Origin of the sequence: Rhodococcus sp. 077-4 (assembly GCF_047782425.1) — a bacterium.
Taxonomy (GTDB): domain Bacteria; phylum Actinomycetota; class Actinomycetes; order Mycobacteriales; family Mycobacteriaceae; genus Rhodococcoides.
The window spans coordinates 300,465-323,773 of sequence record NZ_JAJPWC010000002.1 but is presented as its reverse complement, the minus strand read 5'-3'; the positions used below and the strand labels follow the sequence as shown (position 1 = coordinate 323,773).

Here is a 23,309-nt window from a genome sequence, read left to right as displayed (position 1 = left end):
TCGACTCGACGCGGCACCCGGTCAATCTACAGTGCCGACCGCGCCGGGATCGTCGGTCGTCACGCGGTCATGTCGAAAGCGGCGATGACCTTGGTCGGTGTCACCCGAACGATCAGTTCGCCCGGAACGCCGTTCCGCGTACCGAACTCCTCGGCGCGCTCGCGGCCCATGTACCTGGCACCGATCTCCGTTGCGGTACGCACCAATTCCGCAGGATCCTCGTCGACCGACGCGAGACCCTGCACCTGGACGAACCCGTACGGCGCCTCTTCGAGATCGACGGTCAGCACGACGCGGGGGTCACGACGAATCGACTTCCCCTTCGCCGTGTCGGCACCGGTGTTGAACACGATCACATCGCCTTCGACCACGAACCAGATCGGTGCCACCAGCGGCCTACCGTCGGAAGCGAGGTACCCGAGCTTGCCGGTGCGGGTGCCCGTGGACAGAAACTCGCGTACGCGCGGATCGGTGATCGACGTCATCCCAGTGACGCTACCCGGGCTTCGCCCTCGTGCGCGTTTTGCGTAGCTGTGCCTACGCAAAACGCGCACGACCGGAGACGCCTACACCGCCGCTGCATGCGTGAGCGCACCTGCGCAGATCGTGGCCCTGATCTCCGTCTCGGCGAGATCACGCACCGAGCGATGCTCGGGATGTTCGACGAGTACGACGACATCCGCCTCATCTCCGACTCGAAGCACCCCGCGTCCGCCGCTTGCCGCGCGCAGTGCCGCGTCGAGGGGTACGGCTTCATCCGGATGCCACGGTGGTCGTTCGTCGTCGGTACGGAACACCGCCGCCGCGACTCCTGCCAGCGGCTCCGGCGGACTAACCGGGGCGTCGGAACCGAAGAGCAGAGTGGCTCCGCTGCGATGCAACGAGCCGTAGCCGTAGGCCACCGAACGCCGTCCGGCCCACAGATCCTCGGCGATCTCGCGATCGGACATGGCGTGCTGCGGTTGCACCGACGCCGCGACGCCCAACGCCGCGAAGCGCACGATATCCTCGGGCACCAACTGTTGCGCGTGTTCGATTCGGCCACCGCAGCCGGCGCGCTCGAACGCATCGAGGGCGACGCCGTTGGCGCGGTCTCCGATCGCGTGAACAGCGGCAACGATGCCTCCGCGCGACGCTCGCGAAACCAGGTCGAACAGCGTCTCCTTGGTTTCGAGCAACAGCCCGTACGCGTCGTCGCCGTCGACGCCCGGGTACCGATCGTGACAGCAGGCCGTTCGAGTGTTGAGCGAGCCGTCGAGCATCACCTTGAGCGGGCCCCGCCTGATCAGTTCCGAGTGCGCCGACACGTCGCCGGTCCGCTCGCCGCGATCGAGTGCCTCGTCGAGCCATTGCGGCCACACCGTCGTGTCCACGCGCACGGCAGGAGAGCCGGCCGTCAGGCGTCGATCCCACACCGTTCGGTTGTCGGCGAACTCGAAGTCGACGACGCCGGTGACACCACGGACGGCGAGTGCGGCGGTCGCATCGAGCACGGCCCGGTCGAGTTCGGCCGGGTCCTCCTGCTCTTCGAGTGCCATGACCGCTTCGAGACCGTCGACGTCACGCAGCACCCCGGTGGGGTGCTCGATTCCCAGATCGGCGAGCAGCGCCGGACTCAGCCACAGCGTGTGCAGGTCCATGCTGGTCATCGCGATGCGCGCGCCGGGCAGCGCATTCTCGAGCAGGTCCTTGTGTGGCTCCTCCGGCCAGTGCGCATCGCGAAACCCGTTGGCGCGCACGATCGATTCGCCTGCCGTCCGAACATAGGGATACACCAGAGCGACCGCATCGGCAGCAGACGTAGCGGGCCCGACGTCGATTCGCCGCCGCGCGGCCGCCCACTGCGTCAGATGCACGTGAGAGTCCACGAACCCCGGTAGGGCCACCCCGCCCGCACCGTCGAGCACGTCGTCGCCCGATGCGCGTCGAGTACCGACGGGGGTGATCGAGGCAATGACCGAGCCTGCGAGTTCGATGTCGAAGAGCACGCCGGAACCATCCAGTGCGACATTGGCGATAATCACCTTTGGGACTCTAGAGCGTCGTCTTCACAGTCGCGCGTGCCATCCTCTAGCAATGCAGACAGAGCCTGGTGCGATGCAGACAGAGCCGACCGATCCCGTCGGGTATCACGCGAGTGTGACGGTGCGCTGGTCCGACATGGACGCCTTCGCGCACATCAACCATGCCCGAATGGTCACCCTGCTCGAGGAAGCGCGCATCGAATGGCTGCTCAGTGAAGGCGAGGCCAACGAAAGCCTGATCAAGAGTGCCTTGATCGCCAACGTCACCATCGCGTACAAGAAGCCGCTTCGGCATTCGGACGGCCCGCTCGATGTCACGCTGTGGTTCGAGAAGGTGCGCGCGGTCGATTTCACCATCGGATACGAGGTACGTGCCGCGGGCGCGGCACCCGATTCGCCGCCCGCCGTGGTGGCGACAACCCGGATGGCGATGGTCGACGTCGGTGCCGAGACCCTGCGCCGCATCGCGCCGGAGGAGAAGGCCTACCTCGCGCGCTGGACGCGCTGAAACTCGGCTGCCCGGTCGACGAACCACGCCAACGCCGCCGCATCGTCGACGGCACTGGAATCGAGAGTTCCTGCAGCAGCGGCACCTTGAAACAGCCGCTTGAGGGGTACCTCCAACTTCTTCCCGGTTCGAGTGTGTGGGATCGCAGGCGCGGCGATGATCTCGTCGGGAACGTGCCGCGGCGACGCCTGCGTCCTGATGACCGATTCGATGCGTTCGCGCAGTTCGTCCGTGAGACCGTCTGGAACGACCACGAACAAGGGCATCCAGTAACGGCCGTCTGCCAACTCGATGCCCAGAACGAGCGCCTCGGTGATCTCGTCGAGTGATTCGACGGCCTGGTAGATGTCGGCGCTCCCCATGCGAATTCCGTTGCGGTTGAGTGTCGAATCGGATCGACCGTGTACCAGAACGCTGCCGCGGTCGGTGAGAGTGATCCAATCTCCGTGCCGCCAGATCCCCGGATAGGTGTCGAAGTAGGCGTCCCGGTATCGAGATCCGTCGGCGTCGTTCCAGAAGTGCAACGGCATCGACGGCATCGGCTCGGTGACGACCAGTTCCCCGACCGCGCCTCGCACCGGGTCGCCGGCCTCGTCGAAGGCGTCGAGCGCGACGCCGAGAAACGGCACCGACAGCTCCCCCGCCCAGACCGGCGACGTCCGTACTCCCCCGGCGAACGCCGACACCACGTCGGTGCCACCGGAGATGGAGAAGACCGGTACGTGCGCTCCGATGTTGTCCGACAACCAGATCGACGACGACGCAGGCATTGCGGACCCGGTGATGCCGATTGCCTGCAGCGCCGACAGATCGTGATCGGTGCCCGGATGTGCGTCGGCCTTGATACACGCGAGAACGTACCCGGGGCTGGTGCCGAGGTAGGTCACGCCGAGCCGAGCAGCTATGTCCCACAGCGCGTCCGGTGTCGGAAATGCAGGATTGCCGTCGGCGCACACGATCGTGGACCCGGTGAGCAAACCCGCGACCTGGAAGTTCCACATCATCCAGCTGGGACTGGTGTACCAGAAGAACACGTCCTCGGGACCCAGATCGGAGTGCAGGGCAACGGATTTGAGGTGCTCGAGCACTACACCACCATGACCGTGCACGATTCCCTTGGGTAGACCCGTGGTACCCGAGGAGAACACGATCCACAGAGGGTGATCGAAAGGCACTGCCACCGGTGCCAACTCACGACGCTCCGCTGTAGCGGCGGCCCAGCTCACTGCATTCCCCGACGCCTCACCGACCGTCACCACCACGCGCAGGGTCTCGAGCCCCGCCGTGAGCGCAGCGACATCGGCAGCCTTGTCTCTGAACTTTCCGCCGTAGACGTACCCGTCGGCGGTGATCAGTGCCGAGGGTTCGAGTTGGCCCAATCGATCGAGAGCGGCCGAGGCCGAGTAGTCCTGCCCACACGCGGACCACACCGCTCCCAAGCTCGCCGTCGCCAGGAATGCGATCACCGTCTCGGGAATGTTCGGGAGATACCCGACGACGCGGTCGCCGCGTCCGACTCCCGCGTCGGCGAGCGTGCTCGCCAGCGCCCCGGCCTGTTCGATCATCTCTTCCCACGTCACGGTTCGCGTCGAACCGTCTTCGCGGGCGTGGACGATCGCTGCGCGATCGGATCGAGCGTGCCGAATCACCTGGTCCACGTAGTTCAATTCGGTACCCGGGAACCACTGCGCGCCCGGCATGATCCGCTGTTCGAGCACCACGCTCGGCTCTGCCGCGGAACGGATGTCGAAGAAGTCCCACACCGCTCGCCAGAACAGCTGCAGCTCGTTGGTCGACCATCGCCAGAGGGCCGCATAGTCCGGCAACACCACCTCGTGACGTTGCTCGACGAACCGCGCGAACTGGCTCACCCGAGCCCCGGCGACATCGGAATCCGTCGGCGTCCACAGCGCAGTTGTCATAAAAGCGAGTATGTCAGCCGAACGGCAGTTGTTCGATTAATCCGAGCGACCGCTCACGCATCTCCACCTTGCGCACCTTGCCGGTGACCGTCATCGGGAACTCGTCGACGACGTGCACGTATCGCGGGATCTTGTAGTAGGCGAGGCGCCCCTCGCAGAACGAGCGCACCGCAGCCGAATCGAGCGGCGCAGCAGCGTCTCTCATCTTGATCCACACCATCAGCTCCTCACCGTATTTCGGGTCGGGCACACCGATCACCTGCGCGTCGAGAATGTCGGGATGGGTGTAGAGAAACTCCTCGACTTCCCGGGGATAGATGTTCTCGCCGCCGCGAATCACCATGTCCTTGATCCGCCCGGTGATCGCCACGTAGCCGTCTCCGTCCATCACCCCGATGTCGCCGGTGTGCATCCACCCCTCGTCGTCGATCGCCTCCGCTGTCTTGTCGGGCTGCTCCCAGTAACCGAGCATCACCGAGTAACCACGAGTGCACAGCTCGCCCGCCTCGCCCCGTGGCAGCGTTTCGCCGAGGACGGGGTCGACGATCTTGACCTCGAGGTGAGGACCGACGCGGCCGACGGTCGACACCCGCTGCTCGATGGAGTCCTCGCTGCGCGTCTGCAGCGACACCGGAGACGTCTCGGTCATGCCGTAGCAGATCGACACCTCCGTCATCCCCATGCGCTCGATGACCTGCTTCATCACCTCGGTAGGACAGGGTGATCCGGCCATGATGCCGGTGCGCAGACTGCTCAGGTCGAAGTCGTCGAAGTTCTCCAGGGCCAGTTCGGCGATGAACATCGTCGGGACGCCGTAGAGGGAGGTGCACTTCTCCGCCGCGACGGCCGTCAGTGTCGTCACCGGATCGAAAGAGGGACCGGGAATCACCATCGCCGCGCCGTGCGACGTGCACGCGAGATTGCCCATCACCATGCCGAAGCAGTGATAGAACGGCACCGGAATGCACACGCGGTCCTCGGCGGTGTAGTGGCAGAGCTCGCCGACGAAAAAGCCGTTGTTGAGGATATTTCGGTGACTCAGCGTCGCCCCCTTGGGGAAACCCGTTGTCCCCGAGGTGTACTGAATGTTGATCGCGTCGGCTGGGTCGAGTTGTTCGGACACGTCGGTGATCATGCGCGGAGTCTTCGCCAGTGCTCGATGCCCGCGATCGGTCATCGCCTCCCACTGGATGCTCCCGATGAACAGCACCTCGCGCAGGGACGGCACCTCGGGACGCACGTCATCGATCATTGCCGCGTAGTTCGTCCCCTTGAACTCGGTGGCGGCCAACAACACCGACACGCCGGCCTGCTTCAGCACGAACTCCAGCTCATGGGAGCGATATGCGGGATTGATGTTGACCAGCACCGCACCGATCTTGGCCGTCGCGTACTGCGCCAGAACCCATTCCGGACAGTTCGGTGCCCACATCCCCACGCGGTCCCCTACTCCGACACCGGCCACCAGCAGGCCGGCCGCCAAGAGATCCACGTCCGCGAGAAATTCCGAGTAGGTCCACCGCCGCCCTGACGCCACATCGATCAACGCGTCACGATCGGAGTATCGCGTCACTGTTCGATCCAGATTTGCACCTATTGTGTCGGTGAGAATCGCTGTGTCCGACGCACCCGAGGAATAACTGTCCATACCGCCACGGTAGTGAGCCCGGTCACGCACAGCCACCCCCGAAATGGGGGGATGTCACTCGAGCGTGAGGACCTCGGCCGCCTCGAGCGCATCGGCCCGCGAGGTGTCTTTCAGCGCGACTCCCGACCGACCCAGCTTTCTCGCGCCTGCAAGCAGACCCGCCACGATCCGCGCCGACTGTGCGTACCCCTGACCTTCGGGCGGATGGATATTCGAGATGCAATTGCGATCGGCGTCGGTGCGACCCGGCTTCGGCAGGTGCGTCAGGTAGATGCCGAGACTGTCCGCGACCGACAACCCGGGGCGCTCCCCGATCAGAACCAATACCGTCCGCACGCCCATCGCCGCCGCGATGTGATCGCCGAGGGCCACCCGCGCCTGCGTCGCGATCACCGGAGTTGCGATCGAATAGCGTTCGCTCAGTTCGGCTTTCAGGGCTTCGAGCATCTCCGCACCGTGTTCGGCAAGCGCACGAGGAGACAATCCGTCGCCCAACACGATGCCGATCTCGTCCTCGGAATGCGACACCGCCGACAGGTCTTTCGGCTGCCGACCCAGATCGGGCCGTCGCAGATACTCCGCACGACTCGTTGCAAGCGACGTCACCACCGAGGGTGCACCGAGACCCACCTGCTCCACTCTGGCCGCGAACTCCTCGACCTCGAGCGGCATGTGCACCGCATCCCGCGCTGCCGCATGCGCCGACCGAAACTCGAGCACCCGCGTGGTCGGCAACGAATCACCGATGCGCCCCAACCCGATTCGAGCCTGGGTCATCGCACGCAAATCACCCCAGAACTCCACCTCCGATTCGCCGGTCATCGCGCACTCATCAACGCGCGCAACGGGCTTCCCGCCGCATCGACGTCCAGCACCCGGCCGTCGGCGTCCACCATTCCCAGTCGGGCAAGCCACGACTCGAATTCCGGTGCGGGGCGCAGACCCAGGACCTGCCGAACGTAGAGCACATCGTGGAAGCTGAGCGACTGGTACCCGAGCATGACGTCGTCGGCACCCGGCACCGCGATGACGAACGCAACCCCGGCCGCGCCGAGGAGGGTCAGCAGCGTGTCCATGTCGTCCTGGTCTGCCTCGGCATGGTTGGTGTAGCAGACGTCCACTCCCATCGGCAGCCCCAGCAGCTTGCCGCAGAAGTGATCTTCCAGGCCCGCTCTGATGATCTGTTTGCCGTCGTAGAGGTACTCGGGCCCGATGAATCCGACGACGGTGTTGATCAGCAGCGGTTCGAGATCGCGGGCCACCGCATAGGCGCGCGTTTCGAGAGTCTGCTGATCGACGGGGCGGTCGCCGGTACCGATGTGAGCGCCCGCCGACAACGCCGACCCCTGACCGGTCTCGAGGTACATGACGTTGTTCCCGACGGTTCCGCGGTGCAGAGACCTGCCGGCCTCGTTGGCCTCTCGGAGCAGCGGAATGTTCACTCCGAAGCTCGAATTGGCCCCTTCGGTACCTGCGATGGACTGGAACACCAGATCGACCGGGACGCCCTTGTCGATCAGTTCCATCGTTGTCGTCACGTGCGAGAGCACGCACGACTGCGTGGGGATCTCGAAGCGCTGCCGAATCTCGTCGAGCAGATGCAGTAGGTCGGCCGTCGCCTGGGGCGAGTCGGTTGCGGGATTGATGCCGATGACCGCGTCGCCAGAACCGAGCAGCAGCCCGTCGAGCGTGGCCGCGGCAATTCCGCGGGGATCGTCCGTCGGGTGATTGGGCTGGAGCCGAGTGGTGAGTGTTCCTGGCAGCCCCACGGTCGTGCGGAACGCCGATGTCACCGCCGCCGCCCGAGACACCGCGATCAGATCCTGGTTCCGCATGATCTTGCTGACCGCGGCCACCATCTCCGGTGTCAATCCGGCCGCGACCGAACGCAGTGTCGCTGCCGCATCGGGCCCTGCGGTCACCTGCAGCAGCCAATCCCGCAGGCCACCGACGGTCAGGTGCGAAATTGCCCCGAAGGCGATGCGGTCGTGTGAATCGATGATGAGCCGGGTGACTTCGTCGCTCTCGTACGGAACGAGCAGATCGTGCAGAAAGACGTCGAGCGAAATTTCGGACAGGGCCCACTGCGCCGCAGCCCGCTCGGCATCCGATTCGGCTGCGCAGCCGGCCAATTCGTCGCCCGATCGAAGCGGGGTGGCCTTGGCCATCAGATCCACCAATCCGTCGAAAATATAGGTGGTGCCCGAGACCTGCTGGGTGTAGATCGTCATTCCAGCTCGGCCTCGGCCTCGGCCAGCGCGGCGAACTCCTCGTCCGGCGAGTTCGCGACGAGATGATGCCTGCTGTAGATCCCGAAGTACGCCATGAACGCCACGAACACGGCCAGACACCACAGTGCCGCAGTGGAGTCGACGACGAAGGTGGCGACGACGGCGAGCGCGGCGATGACCAACGCGAATCCTGTGGTCACGACGCCGCCCGGAGTGCGGTACGGGCGATCCATGTTCGGCTCGCGTCGCCGAAGCACGATGTGGCTGACCATCATCAGAACGTAACTCAGTGCCGCACCGAACACGGCCATGTTGAGCAACATTCCGCCCTGACCGGTCAGTGAGAGCAGGAAGCCGATGATGCCCGGCACGATCAGCGCGAGCGTCGGGGCCTTGCGAGAGTTGGTGATGGACAGGGTCTTCGGTAGGTAGCCGGCACGAGAGAGGGCGAAGAGCTGGCGGGAATACGCGTACATGATCGAGAAGAAGGACGCGACCAAACCGGCCAGGCCGATGTAGTTGACGATTTTGCTCGCTGTTCCGTCACCGAGGGCCTCCACCAACGGGTTTCCCGATTCCTTGACGGCGTCGGCACCGCCCGCACCGGTGACCAGGAACAGGACGACGGCACCGGTGACGAGTAGGACGCCCATGGCGGCGATGATGCCGCGCGGGACGTTCTTGGTCGGATCCTTGGCCTCTTCTGCGGCCAGCGGGACGCCCTCGATGGCGAGGAAGAACCAGATGGCGAACGGAACGGCAGCCCAGATGCCGAGGTAGCCGAACGGCAGGAATCCGGACGCGCCTGCAGCATCGGTGGGCGCGATGTCGGTCAGATTGCTCGCATCGAATTGTCCGATGGCGGCGACGGCGAACACGAGAAGTCCGACCAAGGCGATACCGGTGATGACGAACATGATCTTGAGTGCTTCGCCCGCGCCGGCGAGGTGGATTCCGATGAACACCGCGTAGACCACCAGGTAGACCCACCACCCGTCGGTGATACCGAACAGTCCGAGCGATTCGACATAGGCACCGATGAATGTCGCGATTGCCGCAGGAGCGATGGCGTACTCGATGAGAATCGCTGTGCCGGTGGCGAATCCACCCCACGGCCCGAGCGCCCGCCGGGCGAATGTGTAACCGCCGCCTGCCGCGGGCAGTGCAGACGACATCTCGGCCATGCCGAGAACCATGGCCAGATACATGCCCGCGATGATGATCGCGGCGATGAGCAGTCCGCCGAAACCGCCTTCGGCAAGGCCGAGGTTCCACCCGGAGTAGTCGCCGGAAATGACGTAACTGACTCCGAGGCCGGCCAGCAGGACCCAGCCGGCCGTTCCCTTCTTCAGAGTCCGTTTGGCCAGATAGTCACCGCCCTCGACGTGCGACTGGGTGCTCTCGTGAGAGCCGGATTTCGGGTGCGAAGACTGGGGGTCTACCACGGACATTGCAAGCCTCTCGTAACCATGTCGCTCGGGCGGGTTCACGCCCGAGGGGACGATTCACAACACGTGTGGCGCGCGAATCGGTTCACGATAGGCCCGCCGTGTAAGCGGGGCGTCATCGATGAATGACGGGCGAATTACGGCGTGTGCGCCACCGCGTTGACGTCACCGATATCTCCCTCGTCCGGTTCGGCGACTGTCAGTACTGCGTCCACCACAGCTGCGTTGGTTTCCAACACACGCTCCAGCCGCCGGAGCGTGTGGGCGATACGTGATTCTGCGAAATCACCGACGAGATCGACACTCGCCACCACGTAGATCTGTTTGGGACCGACGAACTCGATGCGAACGAATCTGACCGAGGCCACCTCGGGGAGTTGCTCGATCCGCTGCACCACCGCGTTCCATAATGCTCTCGATCCCGGTTCGCCGGTGAGGAATCGGCGGTTTCGATCGATCAGTACGAACGCGACGACTCCGAGCAGTACTCCCACCAGAATGGACCCGACGGCGTCGAAGGCGGCGTTACCGGTGAGTTGGTGCAAGCCGATTCCGGCACCGGCGATCACGATGCCGATCAACGCGGCACTGTCCTCTGCGAACACTGCGCGCAGCGTCGGGTCCGAGGTCTCGAGTGCGTGATCGAGAAAGTCCTTGTCGTATTCGGCCGCTTCACCGCGAATCTGCCGAACCGATTGCAGGAACGAGACTCCCTCGAGCAGAAACGCGATGGCGAGCACCACGTACGCGACGAGGTAGTTCTCACTGCTCGATTCGCCGGCGAGCAACGAGGTGATGCCGTGCCACACCGATACTGCGGCACCGGCGACGAAGAGTCCGATGGCTGCGAGCGTCGACCAGAAGTACGTCTCTCTGCCATATCCCAACGGTCGTCGATCGTCCGGGCCGCGTGAGCCTCGTTGATTGGCGACGAGCAGAAAGATCTCGTTACCGGTGTCGGCCCACGAGTGCGCGGCCTCGGCGACCATCGACGCAGATCCGGTGAACACGGCGGCGAACGTCTTGGCGATCGCGACGCCGAGGTTGGCCACGAATGCGATGACCACCGTGCGTAGGCTCTCGCTACCTTCGACGTCGTCGGACTTCGGTGCGCTCTTCATCTTTCGCACTGTATGCGCTGCGCGCAGTGGTGCGTCACCGTCCCGAGGCGATGATCTCCTCGATGTTCCGCTCCGCGAGCGCCGCGATGGTCAAAGACGGGTTGACGGCACCGGTGCTACCCGGGATCAAAGCACCGTCGACGACGTAGAGGCCGTCGTATCCCACCACTCGACCGTAACCGTCCGTTGCCTTGCCCAGTACTGCCCCGCCGAGGGGGTGTGCGGTGAACGATGCGTTGACGTCGGGGACTCGCAGGAGTGGGAACCCGGTTCCGATGCCGGAGGTGTGGGCGATGCGATCGTGCACCCCGCGCAGTGCCTCTTCGACGTACCTGTTGCCCTGCTCGGGCCAGCGCAGTCGGGTCTTCCCCGTCACTCGGTCGTAGACGAACTCGCCGCGGGTCGGGTCGAGCACCATTCCGAGCGAGCCGATGAGGGACATGTCGATGGGAGAGCCGGGCACGTACCAATTCTCCAGTGTGAGCGGCGTTCCCGACTCGTCGAAGATGCGCGACGCCGACGGCGATGCCTGCACGATGCCGTTGCCTTCCGGGGTCATGCCGCGCACCAGAGCAGCGTCGCCGTTGGTACCCCAACCCTGCCCGACGTGTTCGTTCAGGTCGGGCAGAGTGCCGGTGTCTCGAGCCGCGACCAGCAGCTCGGATGTACCCATCGATCCTGCTCCGAGGAACAGCCGGTCACAGGTCAGCGTCCTGGATTCGACGACCGATGCACCGGGGTCGAGGATGTCGACCTCGAGAACGTACCGGCCGTCGGCGGCCCGCGCCACCGCGGTGACCTCGTGCCGCGCATGGATTTTCGCGCGGGAGGTGCGCTGGGCGTCGGCCAGGTAGTTCTGGGTCAGATCGAATTTTGCACCGTTCGAGTTTCCGAGGTTCGATTCGCCGATGGTCGCCGACGGTCGTGCTGCGCCGGATAGTTCCGCGCGCACCACATCCCAGTTCCAGATGCCGTCGATGCGGCTGGGCGAGTATCCCGCTCGTCGCGCCTGCGCGTCCCAGATCCGGGAATGGGTGAAGGGGGCGGAGGCGTAGACGTCGTCGGGCACCGACGACAGGCGCAATGCCGATCGCACTCGCGGGTAATAGATTCGGTCCATCTCGTCGTAGGAGACGGAGGTGCCGAACAACGAGGCGAAGAACCGACGCTCCGGGGCGATCATGACACCGGTGAACACCAGCGAACCGCCGCCGACGGCCGCTGCTCGCCACACGTCGATGGAGCCGTGCTCGGTAACATCGAACAGTCCGCCGAACCGATCCGTCGGCACCATCGGGAGACCGGTCAACGGTGCCAGGCCACCGCGCCGCCAGAACGCACGACCGTCCGGCGCGAAATCGTTGGCGAAAATCTGCCGTTGCGCATCGAGCGGCCACTGCGATCCGCGTTCGAGGACCGTTACCGAGGAACCGGATTCGGCCAGTCGGCGAGCGGCAACGGCTGCACCGAATCCGGAGCCGACGACGATCGACTCGGAGTGCTCGGGTGCGCGCAGCGGTTCGTTCCACAGTTCTGGAACGAAAGTCCGATACGCGGTTTCGAGAATTGGTGCCGCGGCAGCGGGGCGCGATCCGACGAGAAATGCCGATGCTCCGCTCGCACCCAGTATCGCGGCGGCCTGCAGTGCACGCCTACGGCTGATCTCCATGTAGTCCCTCTCGCTGATCGCCTGCTGACGGCGGTGTAATGAACAACGAGAGGGTGGTTACTGTCTACACAGCGTTGCAGTAAGAACGAATTATCACACCGACGCCCTCCATGTGGCGTGCACCGCATTCAGCCCTGCAGCATCCCCGGAACGGGACACGCGTCGACGGCCTCGGCGACCACCAGCGGATCGCTGGGAACCTCCGGTCGTCGACCTTCCTCCCAGTCGACGCCGACGAGCGGCGGATGCCCTTCCAGGATCTCGTTCTCCTCGGCCGTGTAGGCGCGTCCGCGGCTCAGAAAACGAACGCCCTCAGGCGATTCGAGCGAGAATCCACCGCCCCGACCGGGCACGACATCGAGCACGAGTTGAGTGTGCTTCCACGCCTGGAACTGTGATCCCGAAATCCACACCGGCACGCCGTCGCTCCCGCTCGGCAGGTCCTGTGGGACCTCGCCGACCCCGAGCCGGAGATCGATGTACCCCAGGAGAACATCCCGGTCGCCGACGATGAATTCGCCTGCGGGATAACACATCGGCGACGAGCCGTCACAGCATCCCCCGGACTGATGCATCATCAGTTCCCCGTGGATACCGCCGAGGCGACGGAGCAGGTCCATCGCCCCGACGGTGGTCTTCAGCCGCGCGGGCGACTGAGGGCTGTTCATCAGAAGAAGCCCTGTGCCTTCTGGGCGTAGCTGACGAGCAGGTTCTTGGTCTGCTGGTAGTGATCGAGCATCATCTTGTGATTCTCGCGGCCGATACCGGACTGCTTGTAGCCACCGAATGCGGCATGCGCGGGGTACTGGTGGTACGTGTTGGTCCACACGCGACCGGCTTGGATATCGCGGCCGGCACGGTAGGCGATACCACCGTCACGCGACCAGACGCCGGCTCCGAGCCCGTAGAGGGTGTCGTTGGCGATCTCGATGGCATTGTCGTAGTCGGTGAACGACGTGACCGAGACGACCGGCCCGAAGATCTCCTCCTGGAAGATGCGCATGTTGTTCTTGCCGGTGAAGATGGTCGGCTGCATGTAGTAACCGCCGTTGAGGTCGCCGCCGAGCTGTGCGCGCTCACCGCCGGTGACCACCTGTGCGCCTTCACCCTTGCCGATCTCGATGTACGAGAGGATCTTCTCGAGCTGATCGTTCGATGCCTGAGCGCCGATCATGGTGTCGGTGTCGAGCGGATCTCCCTGTCGCACAGCCTTGGTCCGGATGGCCGCGAGGGCGAGGAACTCGTCGAAGATGTCCGCCTGGATCAGCGAGCGGGACGGGCAGGTGCACACCTCACCCTGGTTGAGGGCGAACATCGTGAAGCCTTCGAGGGCCTTGTCCTGGTAGTCGTCGTTGGCCTGAAGCACGTCGGAGAAGAAGACGTTGGGGCTCTTGCCGCCGAGCTCGAGGGTCACGGGAATCAGGTTCTGCGACGCGTACTGCATGATGAGGCGGCCGGTGGTGGTCTCGCCGGTGAACGCGATCTTGGAGATGCGCGGGCTCGATGCCAGCGGCTTGCCCGCTTCGACGCCGAATCCGTTGACGATGTTCAGTACGCCGGCGGGCAGCAGATCTCCGATGATCGAGATGAGATGCAGAATCGATGCGGGGGTCTGCTCGGCGGGCTTGAGCACCACGGCATTACCGGCAGCGAGTGCGGGAGCGAGCTTCCACACGGCCATGAGGATCGGGAAGTTCCACGGGATGATCTGACCGACCACGCCGAGCGGCTCGTGGAAGTGGTAAGCGACTGTGTCGCTGTCGATTTCGGACAGCGATCCTTCTTGCGCGCGAATGCAACCGGCGAAGTAACGGAAGTGATCGATGGCCAGCGGGATGTCGGCATTGAGGGTTTCGCGAATCGGCTTGCCGTTGTCCCAGGACTCCGCAAGCGCGATCGACTCGAGGTTGTCGGCGATGCGGTCGGCGATCTTGTTGAGGATCACGGCGCGCTCGGCCGCGGAGGTCTTGCCCCACGCGGGTGCTGCGGCGTGCGCGGCGTCGAGCGCGAGCTCGATGTCCTCGGACGTGGAGCGGGCGACCTCGCAGAAGTTCTCACCGGTGACGGGAGTCGGGTTCTCGAAGTACTGGCCCTTGACCGGCGGAACCCACTCGCCGCCGATCCAGTTGTCGTAGCGCGACTGGAACGACATGACGGAATCGGCGGTACCTGGACGGGCGTAGACGGACATTGAAAATCCTCCTGATCGACACGTGCTTCACAGTTGATGCGGTGTGTGATTCAGGACACTAGGGGGTGCAACGTTGCAACTACGTTGCCGATAGTCCCAACAGGCTCGACGCGACGGGTGCGTCAGATTCCGAGATCGCGATCGAGCAGATCGATGCGTGCACTGACCTGCCCGTAGAGGGCGGAATCGCGACTCAGAGTGGCTCGGTAGGCCTCCCAGGCAATGACGTCCGAGCGGCCGTGAATGGACGAAGTCCATTGCGCCAGCAACACCGGGTCTCCGAGTCGAAGCAGTGCCGCCTGCATACGGGACCGCAGTTCTTCCCGGATTTCCTCGATGCCGGGCGCGGACGATCCGGGGAGCACCGGGCCGGAATAGATCCGCAGAGCCGCGTCGACATCGCCGCGGTCGAGGGCGCGCCGAATGTCGCCGACGTCGGAGGACAACTCGCCGACCAAGCGGTAGGGCCGCGACGCCAAACCCGCAGTACCGAAGGCCTTACGCAACCTCGACATCTCGGCGCGGATCGTCACTGAATCGAGCTCCTGCTCGTCGAGCAGCACCGCGAGATGATCCGAACTGAGGCCCTCGGGATGCTCACCGAGTAGCAGGAGTATCTCCGCATGTCGCTGAGACAGGGATATCCGGCCGGAACCGCGCACCACTCCTGGGCGTCCTGATCCGAGAACTTCGAGGCGAGGAGCTGTATCGCCCAACGACTTCGGTGAGTTCATCAGGTGCAGACGCAACTCGGACTCGGCTGCGGCAACGGTGGCACGCACCAGCGAGAGCACCTCCGGCACCGCCACCCGAGGGCCACCGGTGATGTCGATGGCACCGAGAATGTGGCCGCTGGTCGGGTGGTGCACCGGTGCCGCCGAGCAGCTCCATTCGTGCACGGATCTAGAGAAGTGTTCGGAGGCAAAGATCTGCACGCTGTGGTCGACGGCGAGCGCAGTACCGGGAGCATTGGTGCCCTTGTTCTCCTCGCTCCAGTCGACCCCTTCGGCGAAGTCCATCGTGAGCGCTCTGTCCTTCGCCGCCGAATCGCCCTCGACCCACAGCAATCGCCCTTCGGCGTCCGAGATGGCGACGAGCAAACCGGTATCCGACGCATCCTCGACCAGCAGTTTGCGGATGACCGGACGAATGATGGCCATCGGATGCTCGTTGCGATAGCGCTCGAGGTCCGGCCCGGTCAACGCAGGAGTGTCGTTACCGCCGTCGGGATCGACACCCTTGGTCCGGCTGCGCATCCAAGAATCGAGCACCACGGACCTGACGGCCGAGCCGTTCGTACGAATGTCGTCGACGAAAGATTGATGGGCACTGGACATCTGGCGCGCGAGCACAGCAACGTCCTCACCCGGTCGCACCGCGACCCAGGGATTGCCGCCACTGTCCGATCGGCTTGCCATTCGATGCTTCCTCCGTGACCTGTCACATCGCTGTAACCCAGCTCACAACCAAGGATACAGCCGCTGTCGCCGCGAGTGGGCGCGGCCGGTCCCGTCGAGGGCCGCGACGCGACGGGTCATTTCGCAGGCTCCACTCCCATGAGCGCCGCGGCGCGCTCCGCGAACATGATTGCCGTCGCATGCGGTCCACGGCTGGGCACCACAGGAAACGCCGAAGTATCGACGACGAAGACTCCTTCGACTCCACGTACGCGGCAGTGGTCGTCGAGCACCGAACCCGGATCGGAATCGGGACCCATCCTGGCGCTACCGGACAGGTGCAGTGACGTACCCAGTCCCGCCAACGGGTCGTCCATCGCGGGGACGTCGACCTCGCCCGTCATGGACGGCGATGCGAGCAGATCACGTGCCAACGCGATACCGTCGAGCATCGCCCGCCGGTCACCCTCCGATTCGAGATAGTGGTACCTCACGTCGGGGGACTCGAACGGATCTGTGCTGCGCAGCGTGATACTCCCCCGTGCACTCGAGCGCATCAGGCCGACGCCGAACACGTGCGGTCCGCGGGTAAGACCGGAGATCAGCTGGTCGAACCTCCTGGTGTACGGCCTGATCTCCACGTCGCCCGAGTGCAGAACCGCCTCCAGCGCAGGCGATACCGTAGAAGACTCCCTCTTCATGACGACGGGAACGGCAACTTCGGGGTGGTCGCTGAAGCCGCGTCCCACGCCGGGACTGTCGGCGACCACCGGGATACCAAGCGCAACAGCGTCTTCGGCGCGTCCGATGCCTGACCTCAGTAGCAGGGCCGGGGTGTGTACCGCACCGGCCGAGACGATCACGGTATCGGATCGGACCGTAGTGCGAACACCGTCGACAACGATGTCCACTCCGATCACTCTGTCGCCGTTGAAGATCAACGACGCTACGGTCGTATTACCTTGTACGCGAACATTCTTCCTGCCGATGACCGGTAACAGGTATGCGAGAGCAGCATTCACGCGGGTCCCGTTGCGGATGTTCGACGGCACGGCACCGACTCCCTCTGCGGCCGCGCCGGGAGCGTTCAAGTCCTTTTCGAAACCGAAGCCGGCGTTCGTAGCGGAGTTCACGAACGCCGCGGTGAGGGGATGCCGATCCTGCACGGGAGCACGCCAGACCGGCATCGGCCCCTGCGAACCGTGCCACCGTCGGAGCACTGTTGAGTCGAGATCGGTTTCCGATCCGACGTAGAACGGCAGCACCTGATCGAAGGACCACGTCGACTGCGGCCAGTCATCGAAGTCGCGGGGAGTGGCGCGGACGAAGTAGCCGCCGTTCACTGCGCCGGATCCTCCCAGCACCCGGCCTCGGGCGATCGTCCGGGTGACGGCGGCGGTGAGTTCGGCTGCGTAGGTCCCCACCCATTCGCTGCCGGGTCCGATGGGAAGCATCGACGCGTCGCGCAACTCTGCCGGAACGTCGGAGACGCCGGAAAACGCCGGTCCGGCTTCGAGCACCAGCACCGACCGATCAGGATTCTCACTGAGCCGTGCGGCGATCACACAGCCGCACGATCCACCTCCGACGACGATGACGTCGGCGAACTCGATCGAGTTCACTCCGGCGACGATGTCGACCGGACTCGCACGTGTCAGCCCTCGAGTCGGGGCTTGAGCGCGTCGACGCTGCGCGCGGACAGAGCGCCGCTCCACAACCCCGCTCCGTAGGCGATGTCGTCGGCTCGCTTGAAGAAGGCGTAGCGCACAGGATCGAGGCCGCCGAGTTCACGGTGCTTGTACCAATCCGAGAATGCCTCTGCGACAGCCAATCCCAACGCAATCCTACGGATACGACTCGACAGCAGCACAGCGAGCAGGGTGATCGGCCAATAGTGTCGACACAGGGCCGAAGCCAGTTGCCACATCCCCGCCACGAAACCTTCCGCAGCGAGTACGGCCGCGATCCGCGTCGGCTGATCCAGACCGACGAACATCTTGCGCAGACGAACGATCGTCACGCCGAGGGTGGCGGCTGCGCCGATGAGTCCGACCCGCGTCAGACTCGCGGCCAGTAGGCACGCGAAAAACGTCCACGGGGACATTGCGATCGGTGGCACCATTCCCGGATGACGGGCGGACAGGGGGGTGGCACCGGTTCCGTAGAACAGCTTGCGCGCGAACCACTCGACGAAGGTGACGCGGTGCTCGTGCGCGACGTGGGCGACGGGCTCGTAGCGCAGCCGCCACCCGGCCTCCTGCAATCGCCAGCACAGGTCGACGTCCTCGGCCACGTGCATGGACTCGTCGAAACCGTCGCAGTCCATCGCCACCGATCGGCGCATCAACATCGCAGCGCTCGGCACATACGATACCGAGCTGCCCGCCCGCACCGCCGCTTCCTTACGGCCCAGGTCGAGGGACGAGCGTGCGTGCTCGTACCGGGCCAGCGCACTGCCCTCGGGCTCGAGCGCGACGATGCGGGGCGCAACCAGAGCGACCGCCGGATCCGAGAAATGACCGAGCATCACCTCGAGCCAACCCTTGCGTGGGACGACGTCCGAATCCAGGAAAGCAACAAAATCGGTTGTAGCACAACGCAATCCGGTGTTTCGTGCCGCCGCCGGACCGCGTGAGCGCTCGTGCCGCAACACCGTCACGCTGCCCACACTCCACGAAATCCGCGGCAACGCGACCGGGATATCGGACCCGTCGTCGACGATGATGACGTGCAGTCCGTGCAGTGACGCGATCAATCGCTCGAGCCCCGCCTCGTTGTTCTTGAGGGGTACGACGACGGTGACGTCACACGGCGACGGGATCGACATGGGGCGCGGATTCCCGACGCCCGAGTCCAGCAGTTTGCGCGCCACGAGTGCGGATTGCGGGTCGGTCACTTCGATGAACCCATCGCCGATCATCGCCGCGGCGGTCGGCGCGAGCTTGAGCATGCGAGTCGGTGAACCACCGATCAGGACGCGTCCTTCGGAGAATGTGCGTACGCGTGGATCGACTCGCACCCCGAAGCCGTCAGGCAACCGACCTTCACCCATCAGGAGATCGTAAGCGGACAAGCCGCCGGAGTGTCGGCCACCCGAGAAATCGGACGGAACATACCTGTTCCCTGTTTCTCGCGCCGCGTCGACCGGTCCCCCAGCAGGCGTTTCGCTCGATTCGGTCATGCGATCACTCCGTGCTCGGAGGGAGTCCATCTGCGCACTGCGTCGGCGGCGCGGGCCCGAAGGTGCTCGAACACCCGACGCCCCTCTTCCGAATCGGCCCCGGTGGGATCGCCGAGCACGCCGTTGGCTGTGATCGGCGCGAGGCCGCCGTCGCGGAGCGCGGGAAGCAAGGTGGCAATGTCGGTCACGTTTCCCACCTGCGCCTTCGTCATGTCCACCACCTCGGGCGAAAGGTGCAGTAGCAACGACGTTTCGGTGCGGCCTGCGTGCGCATCTGCTCCGGGTATCGCGCACGGGAACCACACGACGTCACGGCCCTCGTACCGCAACAGCAGCACGGCGGACCGAACAGTGGGCCCGTTGCCGCCGTGCCCGTTGACGAACACCACCCTCTCGGCCCACCGGCAGGCGGAGCGCCCGTACTCCACCAGGACCGATTCGAGTGCAGCAGCACCGATCGAGACGGTGCCCGGAAAACCTTCGTGCTCGCCACTGGCCCCGTAAGCAATGGCGGGGGCGACGACCGCGTCCGGAATGGTTCGCGCCACCGCGTCCGCGATCCGAGTGTCCGTGTCGAGCGGGAGGTGCGGTCCGTGTTGCTCGATCGAACCGACCGGCACCACGAGGGTCCTGGACCCGTCGACGTCCGGCCAGTACTGCGCACCGAGGGGGTCCGTGGCCATGGATGCAGATGCTATCGGATGGAACGGAGCCGTCACGCCGCCGAAACACATGGGCGCTAATCTTCGATTCGTGCCACCCCGTCGTCGGTCCATATTGCTCTCGCAATTGTCGATAGCGGCACCGGGCGGCCCGCAACCGACAATTCTGCGTGAATTACGAAGGGTCATTCTCGCCGGCGACGCTCCACCGAATACCCCGATTCCACTCAACGAAGTAGCGGAACTGTTCGGGGTGAGCAGAATTCCTGTTCGAGAATCACTGAAAACGCTCATCGGCGAGGGTTTGGTCGATCATCGACCCAACCTGGGCTACACGGTCGCTCAGCTGACCGCAGCCGAACTGCGCGAAATGTACATCGTGCGAGAGGTTCTGGAGACTGCGGCACTACCGGTCGCGGTCGAGCTGGCGACCGATGCCGACCGCGAACGTCTCATCGACGTCAATCGGCAGCTCGAGGCCTCGCTCGCCCAGGACGACTCCCGCGAATATCACCGCCTCTCACGCGAATTCCACCTGTCTCTCACGCGTCCTTCTCGAATGCACCGGTTGCTGCACATGCTCGAATCTGCCTGGAACATAACCGAACCCGTGCAGCCGATGGTGCATGTCGCCGGCTCGGACCGGGCGTCGCTGCACAGTGACCACGCCGATATGCTCGCGGCATTCCTGGCCGGAGATTCTGCGGGTCTGCTCGGTGCCGCACAGCATCATCACACACGTCTCAATTCGGTCATCTCGACACTGTCGAACGATCACGGATTGTTTGCCGATCCTGCGCCGGATCAAACGCACTGAAGCAATTCGAAAGATATATCGCTCTCGTCACGAGTGCGCAACACTTCGCCGCTAACTTTTCCTCATTCACTCGTTCACCTCCTTCCTTCACCTCAATGCCTTGCCGTCAGGAGCATCGATGACAGATACAGCGCACGGTCCCGCCCAGACGGGAGATCTCGTGGAAGCCGCGGGACACCCGGTCGGCGGTGGACTGATCAAGGACAGCTACGACCCACGACTGACCAACGAGGACCTCGCTCCGCTGAAGAAGCAGACGTGGACGTCGTACAACCTGTTCGCCTTCTGGATGTCCGACGTGCACTCGGTCGGCGGTTACGTGACCGCGGGCAGCCTGTTCGCGCTCGGCCTGGCCAGCTGGCAGGTGCTGATCGCTCTGCTCGTCGGCATCTCCATCGTGTACTTCTTCTGCAACCTCGTCGCCAAGCCGAGCCAGGTCTCCGGTGTTCCCTATCCGGTCATCTGTCGCAGCGTGTTCGGTGTGCTGGGGGCCAATATTCCGGCCATCATTCGCGGCTTGATCGCAGTGGCCTGGTACGGCATCCAGACGTTCCTCGCGTCGGCCGCTCTGGACATCGTGTTGATCAAGTTGTTCCCGTCGCTCGGTAAGTACGCCGTCACAGCCGACTACGGTTTCGCCGGGCTGTCACTGCTGGGCTGGGCCAGCTTCCTGTTCCTCTGGGTCGTCCAGGCGGCGGTGTTCTGGCGCGGCATGGAGTCCATTCGCAAGTTCATCGACTTCTGCGGACCCGCCGTCTACGTCGTCATGTTCATGCTGTGCGGTTACCTCATCTGGAAAGCCGGTTGGGGCGCAATCGATCTCAACCTGAACGGCGTTCAGCACACCGGATGGAGCTCGGTCCCGGTCATGCTCGGTGCCATCGCCCTGGTCGTCTCGTACTTCTCCGGCCCGATGCTCAACTTCGGCGACTTCTCGCGCTACGGCAAGTCCTACGCTGCGGTGAAGAAGGGCAACTTCCTCGGCCTGCCGGTCAATTTCCTGGTGTTCTCGATTCTCGTCGTCGTCACTGCATCACTGACCATTCCGGTGTTCGGAGAGCTGATCACCGACCCTGTCGAGACCGTCGCGCGCATCGACAGCACCTTCGCCATCGTGCTCGGCGCACTGACGTTCACCATCGCCACCATCGGCATCAACATCGTCGCCAACTTCATCTCGCCTGCGTTCGACTTCTCCAACGTCAGCCCACAGAAAATCAGCTGGCGGGCGGGCGGCATGATCGCTGCGATCGGCTCGGTCCTGATCACCCCGTGGAACCTGTACAACAACCCCGATGTCATTCACCTGACGCTCGAGACCCTCGGGGCGTTCATCGGACCGCTGTTCGGCATCCTCATCGCCGATTACTACCTCGTCCGCAAGCAGAAGGTCGTCGTCGACGAGCTGTTCTCGATGTCGCCCACCGGGCTGTACTGGTACTCCAAGGGATACAACCCGGCGGCGGTGTACTCCACCATCGTCGGTGCCCTCGTAGCCATGTTCACCGTGCTCTTCAACGGAGCGATCGACGGCATGCAGATCGCGGGCATGTCGACGGCGTCGAAGTACAGCTGGTTCATCGGTTGTGCCATCGGATTCGTCATGTACTTGTACCTGGCAACGCGAACCAAGTTGGCTGTCACCAACTTCGACGTTCCAGTGAAGGCATAGGATTTCGTCCGTGCTCATCAAGGTCATCAATCCGAACACCACCAGTTCGATGACCGCAACGATCGGCGACTGTGCCCGGGCCGTGGTCGGCCCGGGCACAGTCGTCGATGCGGTCAGCCCTGCGATGGGGCCGGTGTCGATCGAAAGCCATGTCGACGAAGCCCTCAGTGTCCCCGGCATTCTCGCCGAGATCGCCAGCGGTGAAGCCGCAGGCGTGGACGGCTACGTCATCGCCTGCTTCGGTGATCCCGGCATCGACGCTGCTCGCGAGCTCGCGTCCGGGCCGGTTATCGGTATCGCCGAGGCGGCGATGCATGCCGCGACCTTCCTGGGCCGCGGATTCAGCGTCGTCACCACCCTCGGGCGCACCATCGGACGAGCACAGGATCTGGCGAACCACTACGGCTTCGGTCGCCACTGCCTGGGCATCCACGCATGCGAGCTGCCGGTCCTCGATCTCGAGACCGACCCGGACGCCCGAAAGATCGTCACCGAGGCCTGCAGGGTCGCCGTCGAGACGGATGGCAGCGATGCCGTCGTACTCGGTTGCGCGGGGATGGCCGATCTGTGCCAACACATTTCAGCCGAGATCGGCGTACCCGTCGTCGACGGAGTGTCCGCGGGAACCCTGTTCGTGCAATCTCTGATCACCCTGGGACTGGGCACCGGAAAGCGGGGCGAATTCGCGACCCCGCCGCCCAAGCGCTACATCGGGATGCTGGAAGAATTCAGCCGCGCGTGACCACTACCGCGAACGAGTGAGCCGGGAAACGGTGTAGCCGATGGCTTCGCCCGCTACGAGCACGCCGACCAGCAGC

The 23,309-nt window shown here is 64.4% G+C and carries 19 protein-coding genes; 4 read left to right on the top strand and 15 right to left on the bottom strand.

Annotated features, from left to right (window positions below; translation table 11 throughout):
- Positions 1-59: 59 nt before the first annotated feature.
- Positions 60-485, bottom strand: a complete 426-nt coding sequence (locus ACNEOT_RS10950; RefSeq protein WP_415974018.1) for a PPOX class F420-dependent oxidoreductase — start codon at positions 483-485, stop codon at positions 60-62.
- An 81-nt stretch (positions 486-566) separates the two neighbouring features.
- The gene (locus ACNEOT_RS10945; protein WP_415974017.1) at positions 567-2,024 is read right to left on the bottom strand and encodes an amidohydrolase; all 1,458 of its coding nucleotides are present in this window, start codon (positions 2,022-2,024) and stop codon (positions 567-569) included.
- Between the two features lie 73 nt (positions 2,025-2,097).
- On the opposite strand from ACNEOT_RS10945, the gene ACNEOT_RS10940 reads away from it, so the two are divergent.
- Entirely contained in the window at positions 2,098-2,532 is a 435-nt protein-coding gene (locus ACNEOT_RS10940; RefSeq protein WP_366242214.1) for an acyl-CoA thioesterase, read from the top strand.
- Here ACNEOT_RS10940 and ACNEOT_RS10935 read toward each other — a convergent pair.
- The 13 genes from ACNEOT_RS10935 to mftE form a co-directional block, all read right to left on the bottom strand.
- Positions 2,508-4,454 (bottom strand): acetoacetate--CoA ligase, encoded by a 1,947-nt coding sequence (locus ACNEOT_RS10935; protein WP_415974016.1) that lies wholly within the window; start codon positions 4,452-4,454, stop codon positions 2,508-2,510. The two genes, ACNEOT_RS10940 and ACNEOT_RS10935, sit on opposite strands and share 25 nt — an antisense overlap.
- A 13-nt stretch (positions 4,455-4,467) precedes the next feature.
- On the bottom strand, positions 4,468-6,102 hold the full coding sequence (locus ACNEOT_RS10930) for an AMP-binding protein (RefSeq protein WP_415974015.1): 1,635 nt from the start codon (positions 6,100-6,102) through the stop codon (positions 4,468-4,470).
- Between the two features lie 54 nt (positions 6,103-6,156).
- On the bottom strand, positions 6,157-6,924 hold the full coding sequence (gene eutC, locus ACNEOT_RS10925; RefSeq protein ID WP_415974014.1) for an ethanolamine ammonia-lyase subunit EutC: 768 nt from the start codon (positions 6,922-6,924) through the stop codon (positions 6,157-6,159).
- On the bottom strand, positions 6,921-8,333 hold the full coding sequence (locus ACNEOT_RS10920) for an ethanolamine ammonia-lyase subunit EutB (RefSeq protein ID WP_415974013.1): 1,413 nt from the start codon (positions 8,331-8,333) through the stop codon (positions 6,921-6,923). Before ACNEOT_RS10920 ends, eutC begins: the two co-directional genes overlap by 4 nt.
- The gene (gene eat / locus ACNEOT_RS10915; RefSeq protein ID WP_415974012.1) at positions 8,330-9,784 is read right to left on the bottom strand and encodes an ethanolamine permease; all 1,455 of its coding nucleotides are present in this window, start codon (positions 9,782-9,784) and stop codon (positions 8,330-8,332) included. Before eat ends, ACNEOT_RS10920 begins: the two co-directional genes overlap by 4 nt.
- A 134-nt stretch (positions 9,785-9,918) precedes the next feature.
- Positions 9,919-10,902 (bottom strand): cation diffusion facilitator family transporter, encoded by a 984-nt coding sequence (locus tag ACNEOT_RS10910; RefSeq protein WP_415974011.1) that lies wholly within the window; start codon positions 10,900-10,902, stop codon positions 9,919-9,921.
- A gap of 34 nt (positions 10,903-10,936) precedes the next feature.
- Positions 10,937-12,571 carry a GMC oxidoreductase gene (locus ACNEOT_RS10905; protein ID WP_415974010.1) on the bottom strand — a complete coding sequence of 545 codons (1,635 nt, stop codon included), beginning with the start codon at positions 12,569-12,571 and terminating at the stop codon, positions 10,937-10,939.
- Positions 12,572-12,699: 128 nt separating this feature from the next.
- Positions 12,700-13,239 carry a DUF779 domain-containing protein gene (locus ACNEOT_RS10900; protein ID WP_415974009.1) on the bottom strand — a complete coding sequence of 180 codons (540 nt, stop codon included), beginning with the start codon at positions 13,237-13,239 and terminating at the stop codon, positions 12,700-12,702.
- Entirely contained in the window at positions 13,239-14,762 is a 1,524-nt protein-coding gene (locus ACNEOT_RS10895) for an aldehyde dehydrogenase family protein (protein WP_121870459.1), read from the bottom strand. The genes ACNEOT_RS10900 and ACNEOT_RS10895 overlap by 1 nt, the downstream gene beginning before the upstream one ends.
- 122 nt (positions 14,763-14,884) lie before the next feature.
- Positions 14,885-16,180 carry a transcriptional regulator gene (locus ACNEOT_RS10890; RefSeq protein WP_415974008.1) on the bottom strand — a complete coding sequence of 432 codons (1,296 nt, stop codon included), beginning with the start codon at positions 16,178-16,180 and terminating at the stop codon, positions 14,885-14,887.
- A 116-nt stretch (positions 16,181-16,296) separates the two neighbouring features.
- Positions 16,297-17,781, bottom strand: coding sequence for a mycofactocin system GMC family oxidoreductase MftG (gene mftG / locus ACNEOT_RS10885; protein ID WP_415974007.1), 1,485 nt, complete (start codon positions 17,779-17,781; stop codon positions 16,297-16,299).
- 32 nt (positions 17,782-17,813) lie between these two features.
- On the bottom strand, positions 17,814-19,211 hold the full coding sequence (gene mftF, locus ACNEOT_RS10880) for a mycofactocin biosynthesis glycosyltransferase MftF (RefSeq protein ID WP_415975098.1): 1,398 nt from the start codon (positions 19,209-19,211) through the stop codon (positions 17,814-17,816).
- A 125-nt stretch (positions 19,212-19,336) separates the two neighbouring features.
- Entirely contained in the window at positions 19,337-20,023 is a 687-nt protein-coding gene (mftE, locus tag ACNEOT_RS10875) for a mycofactocin biosynthesis peptidyl-dipeptidase MftE (protein WP_415974006.1), read from the bottom strand.
- Positions 20,024-20,093: 70 nt separating this feature from the next.
- Here mftE and ACNEOT_RS10870 point away from each other — a divergent pair, with 70 nt between their 5' ends.
- From ACNEOT_RS10870 to ACNEOT_RS10860, 3 genes are all read left to right on the top strand, one after another.
- On the top strand, positions 20,094-20,819 hold the full coding sequence (locus ACNEOT_RS10870; RefSeq protein WP_415975097.1) for a GntR family transcriptional regulator: 726 nt from the start codon (positions 20,094-20,096) through the stop codon (positions 20,817-20,819).
- 118 nt (positions 20,820-20,937) lie between these two features.
- Positions 20,938-22,491: an NCS1 family nucleobase:cation symporter-1 gene (locus tag ACNEOT_RS10865; protein WP_415974005.1), complete on the top strand. Its 1,554-nt coding sequence runs from the start codon at positions 20,938-20,940 to the stop codon at positions 22,489-22,491.
- Positions 22,492-22,501: 10 nt separating this feature from the next.
- A complete protein-coding gene (locus ACNEOT_RS10860; protein ID WP_415974004.1) occupies positions 22,502-23,233 on the top strand; it encodes an aspartate/glutamate racemase family protein in 732 nt (243 codons plus the stop codon).
- The last annotated feature ends 76 nt before the right edge of the window (positions 23,234-23,309 follow it).

Coding starts and splice junctions, on each gene's coding strand:
- ACNEOT_RS10950 (WP_415974018.1), bottom strand. CDS start 485: ATGACGTCGATCACCGATCCGCGCGTACGCGAGTTTCTGTCCACGGGC.
- ACNEOT_RS10940 (WP_366242214.1), top strand. CDS start 2,098: ATGCAGACAGAGCCGACCGATCCCGTCGGGTATCACGCGAGTGTGACG.
- ACNEOT_RS10935 (WP_415974016.1), bottom strand. CDS start 4,454: ATGACAACTGCGCTGTGGACGCCGACGGATTCCGATGTCGCCGGGGCT.
- ACNEOT_RS10930 (WP_415974015.1), bottom strand. CDS start 6,102: ATGGACAGTTATTCCTCGGGTGCGTCGGACACAGCGATTCTCACCGAC.
- eutC (WP_415974014.1), bottom strand. CDS start 6,924: ATGACCGGCGAATCGGAGGTGGAGTTCTGGGGTGATTTGCGTGCGATG.
- ACNEOT_RS10920 (WP_415974013.1), bottom strand. CDS start 8,333: ATGACGATCTACACCCAGCAGGTCTCGGGCACCACCTATATTTTCGAC.
- eat (WP_415974012.1), bottom strand. CDS start 9,784: ATGTCCGTGGTAGACCCCCAGTCTTCGCACCCGAAATCCGGCTCTCAC.
- ACNEOT_RS10910 (WP_415974011.1), bottom strand. CDS start 10,902: ATGAAGAGCGCACCGAAGTCCGACGACGTCGAAGGTAGCGAGAGCCTA.
- ACNEOT_RS10905 (WP_415974010.1), bottom strand. CDS start 12,571: ATGGAGATCAGCCGTAGGCGTGCACTGCAGGCCGCCGCGATACTGGGT.
- ACNEOT_RS10900 (WP_415974009.1), bottom strand. CDS start 13,239: ATGAACAGCCCTCAGTCGCCCGCGCGGCTGAAGACCACCGTCGGGGCG.
- ACNEOT_RS10895 (WP_121870459.1), bottom strand. CDS start 14,762: ATGTCCGTCTACGCCCGTCCAGGTACCGCCGATTCCGTCATGTCGTTC.
- ACNEOT_RS10890 (WP_415974008.1), bottom strand. CDS start 16,180: ATGGCAAGCCGATCGGACAGTGGCGGCAATCCCTGGGTCGCGGTGCGA.
- mftF (WP_415975098.1), bottom strand. CDS start 19,211: ATGGGTGAAGGTCGGTTGCCTGACGGCTTCGGGGTGCGAGTCGATCCA.
- mftE (WP_415974006.1), bottom strand. CDS start 20,023: ATGGCCACGGACCCCCTCGGTGCGCAGTACTGGCCGGACGTCGACGGG.
- ACNEOT_RS10865 (WP_415974005.1), top strand. CDS start 20,938: ATGACAGATACAGCGCACGGTCCCGCCCAGACGGGAGATCTCGTGGAA.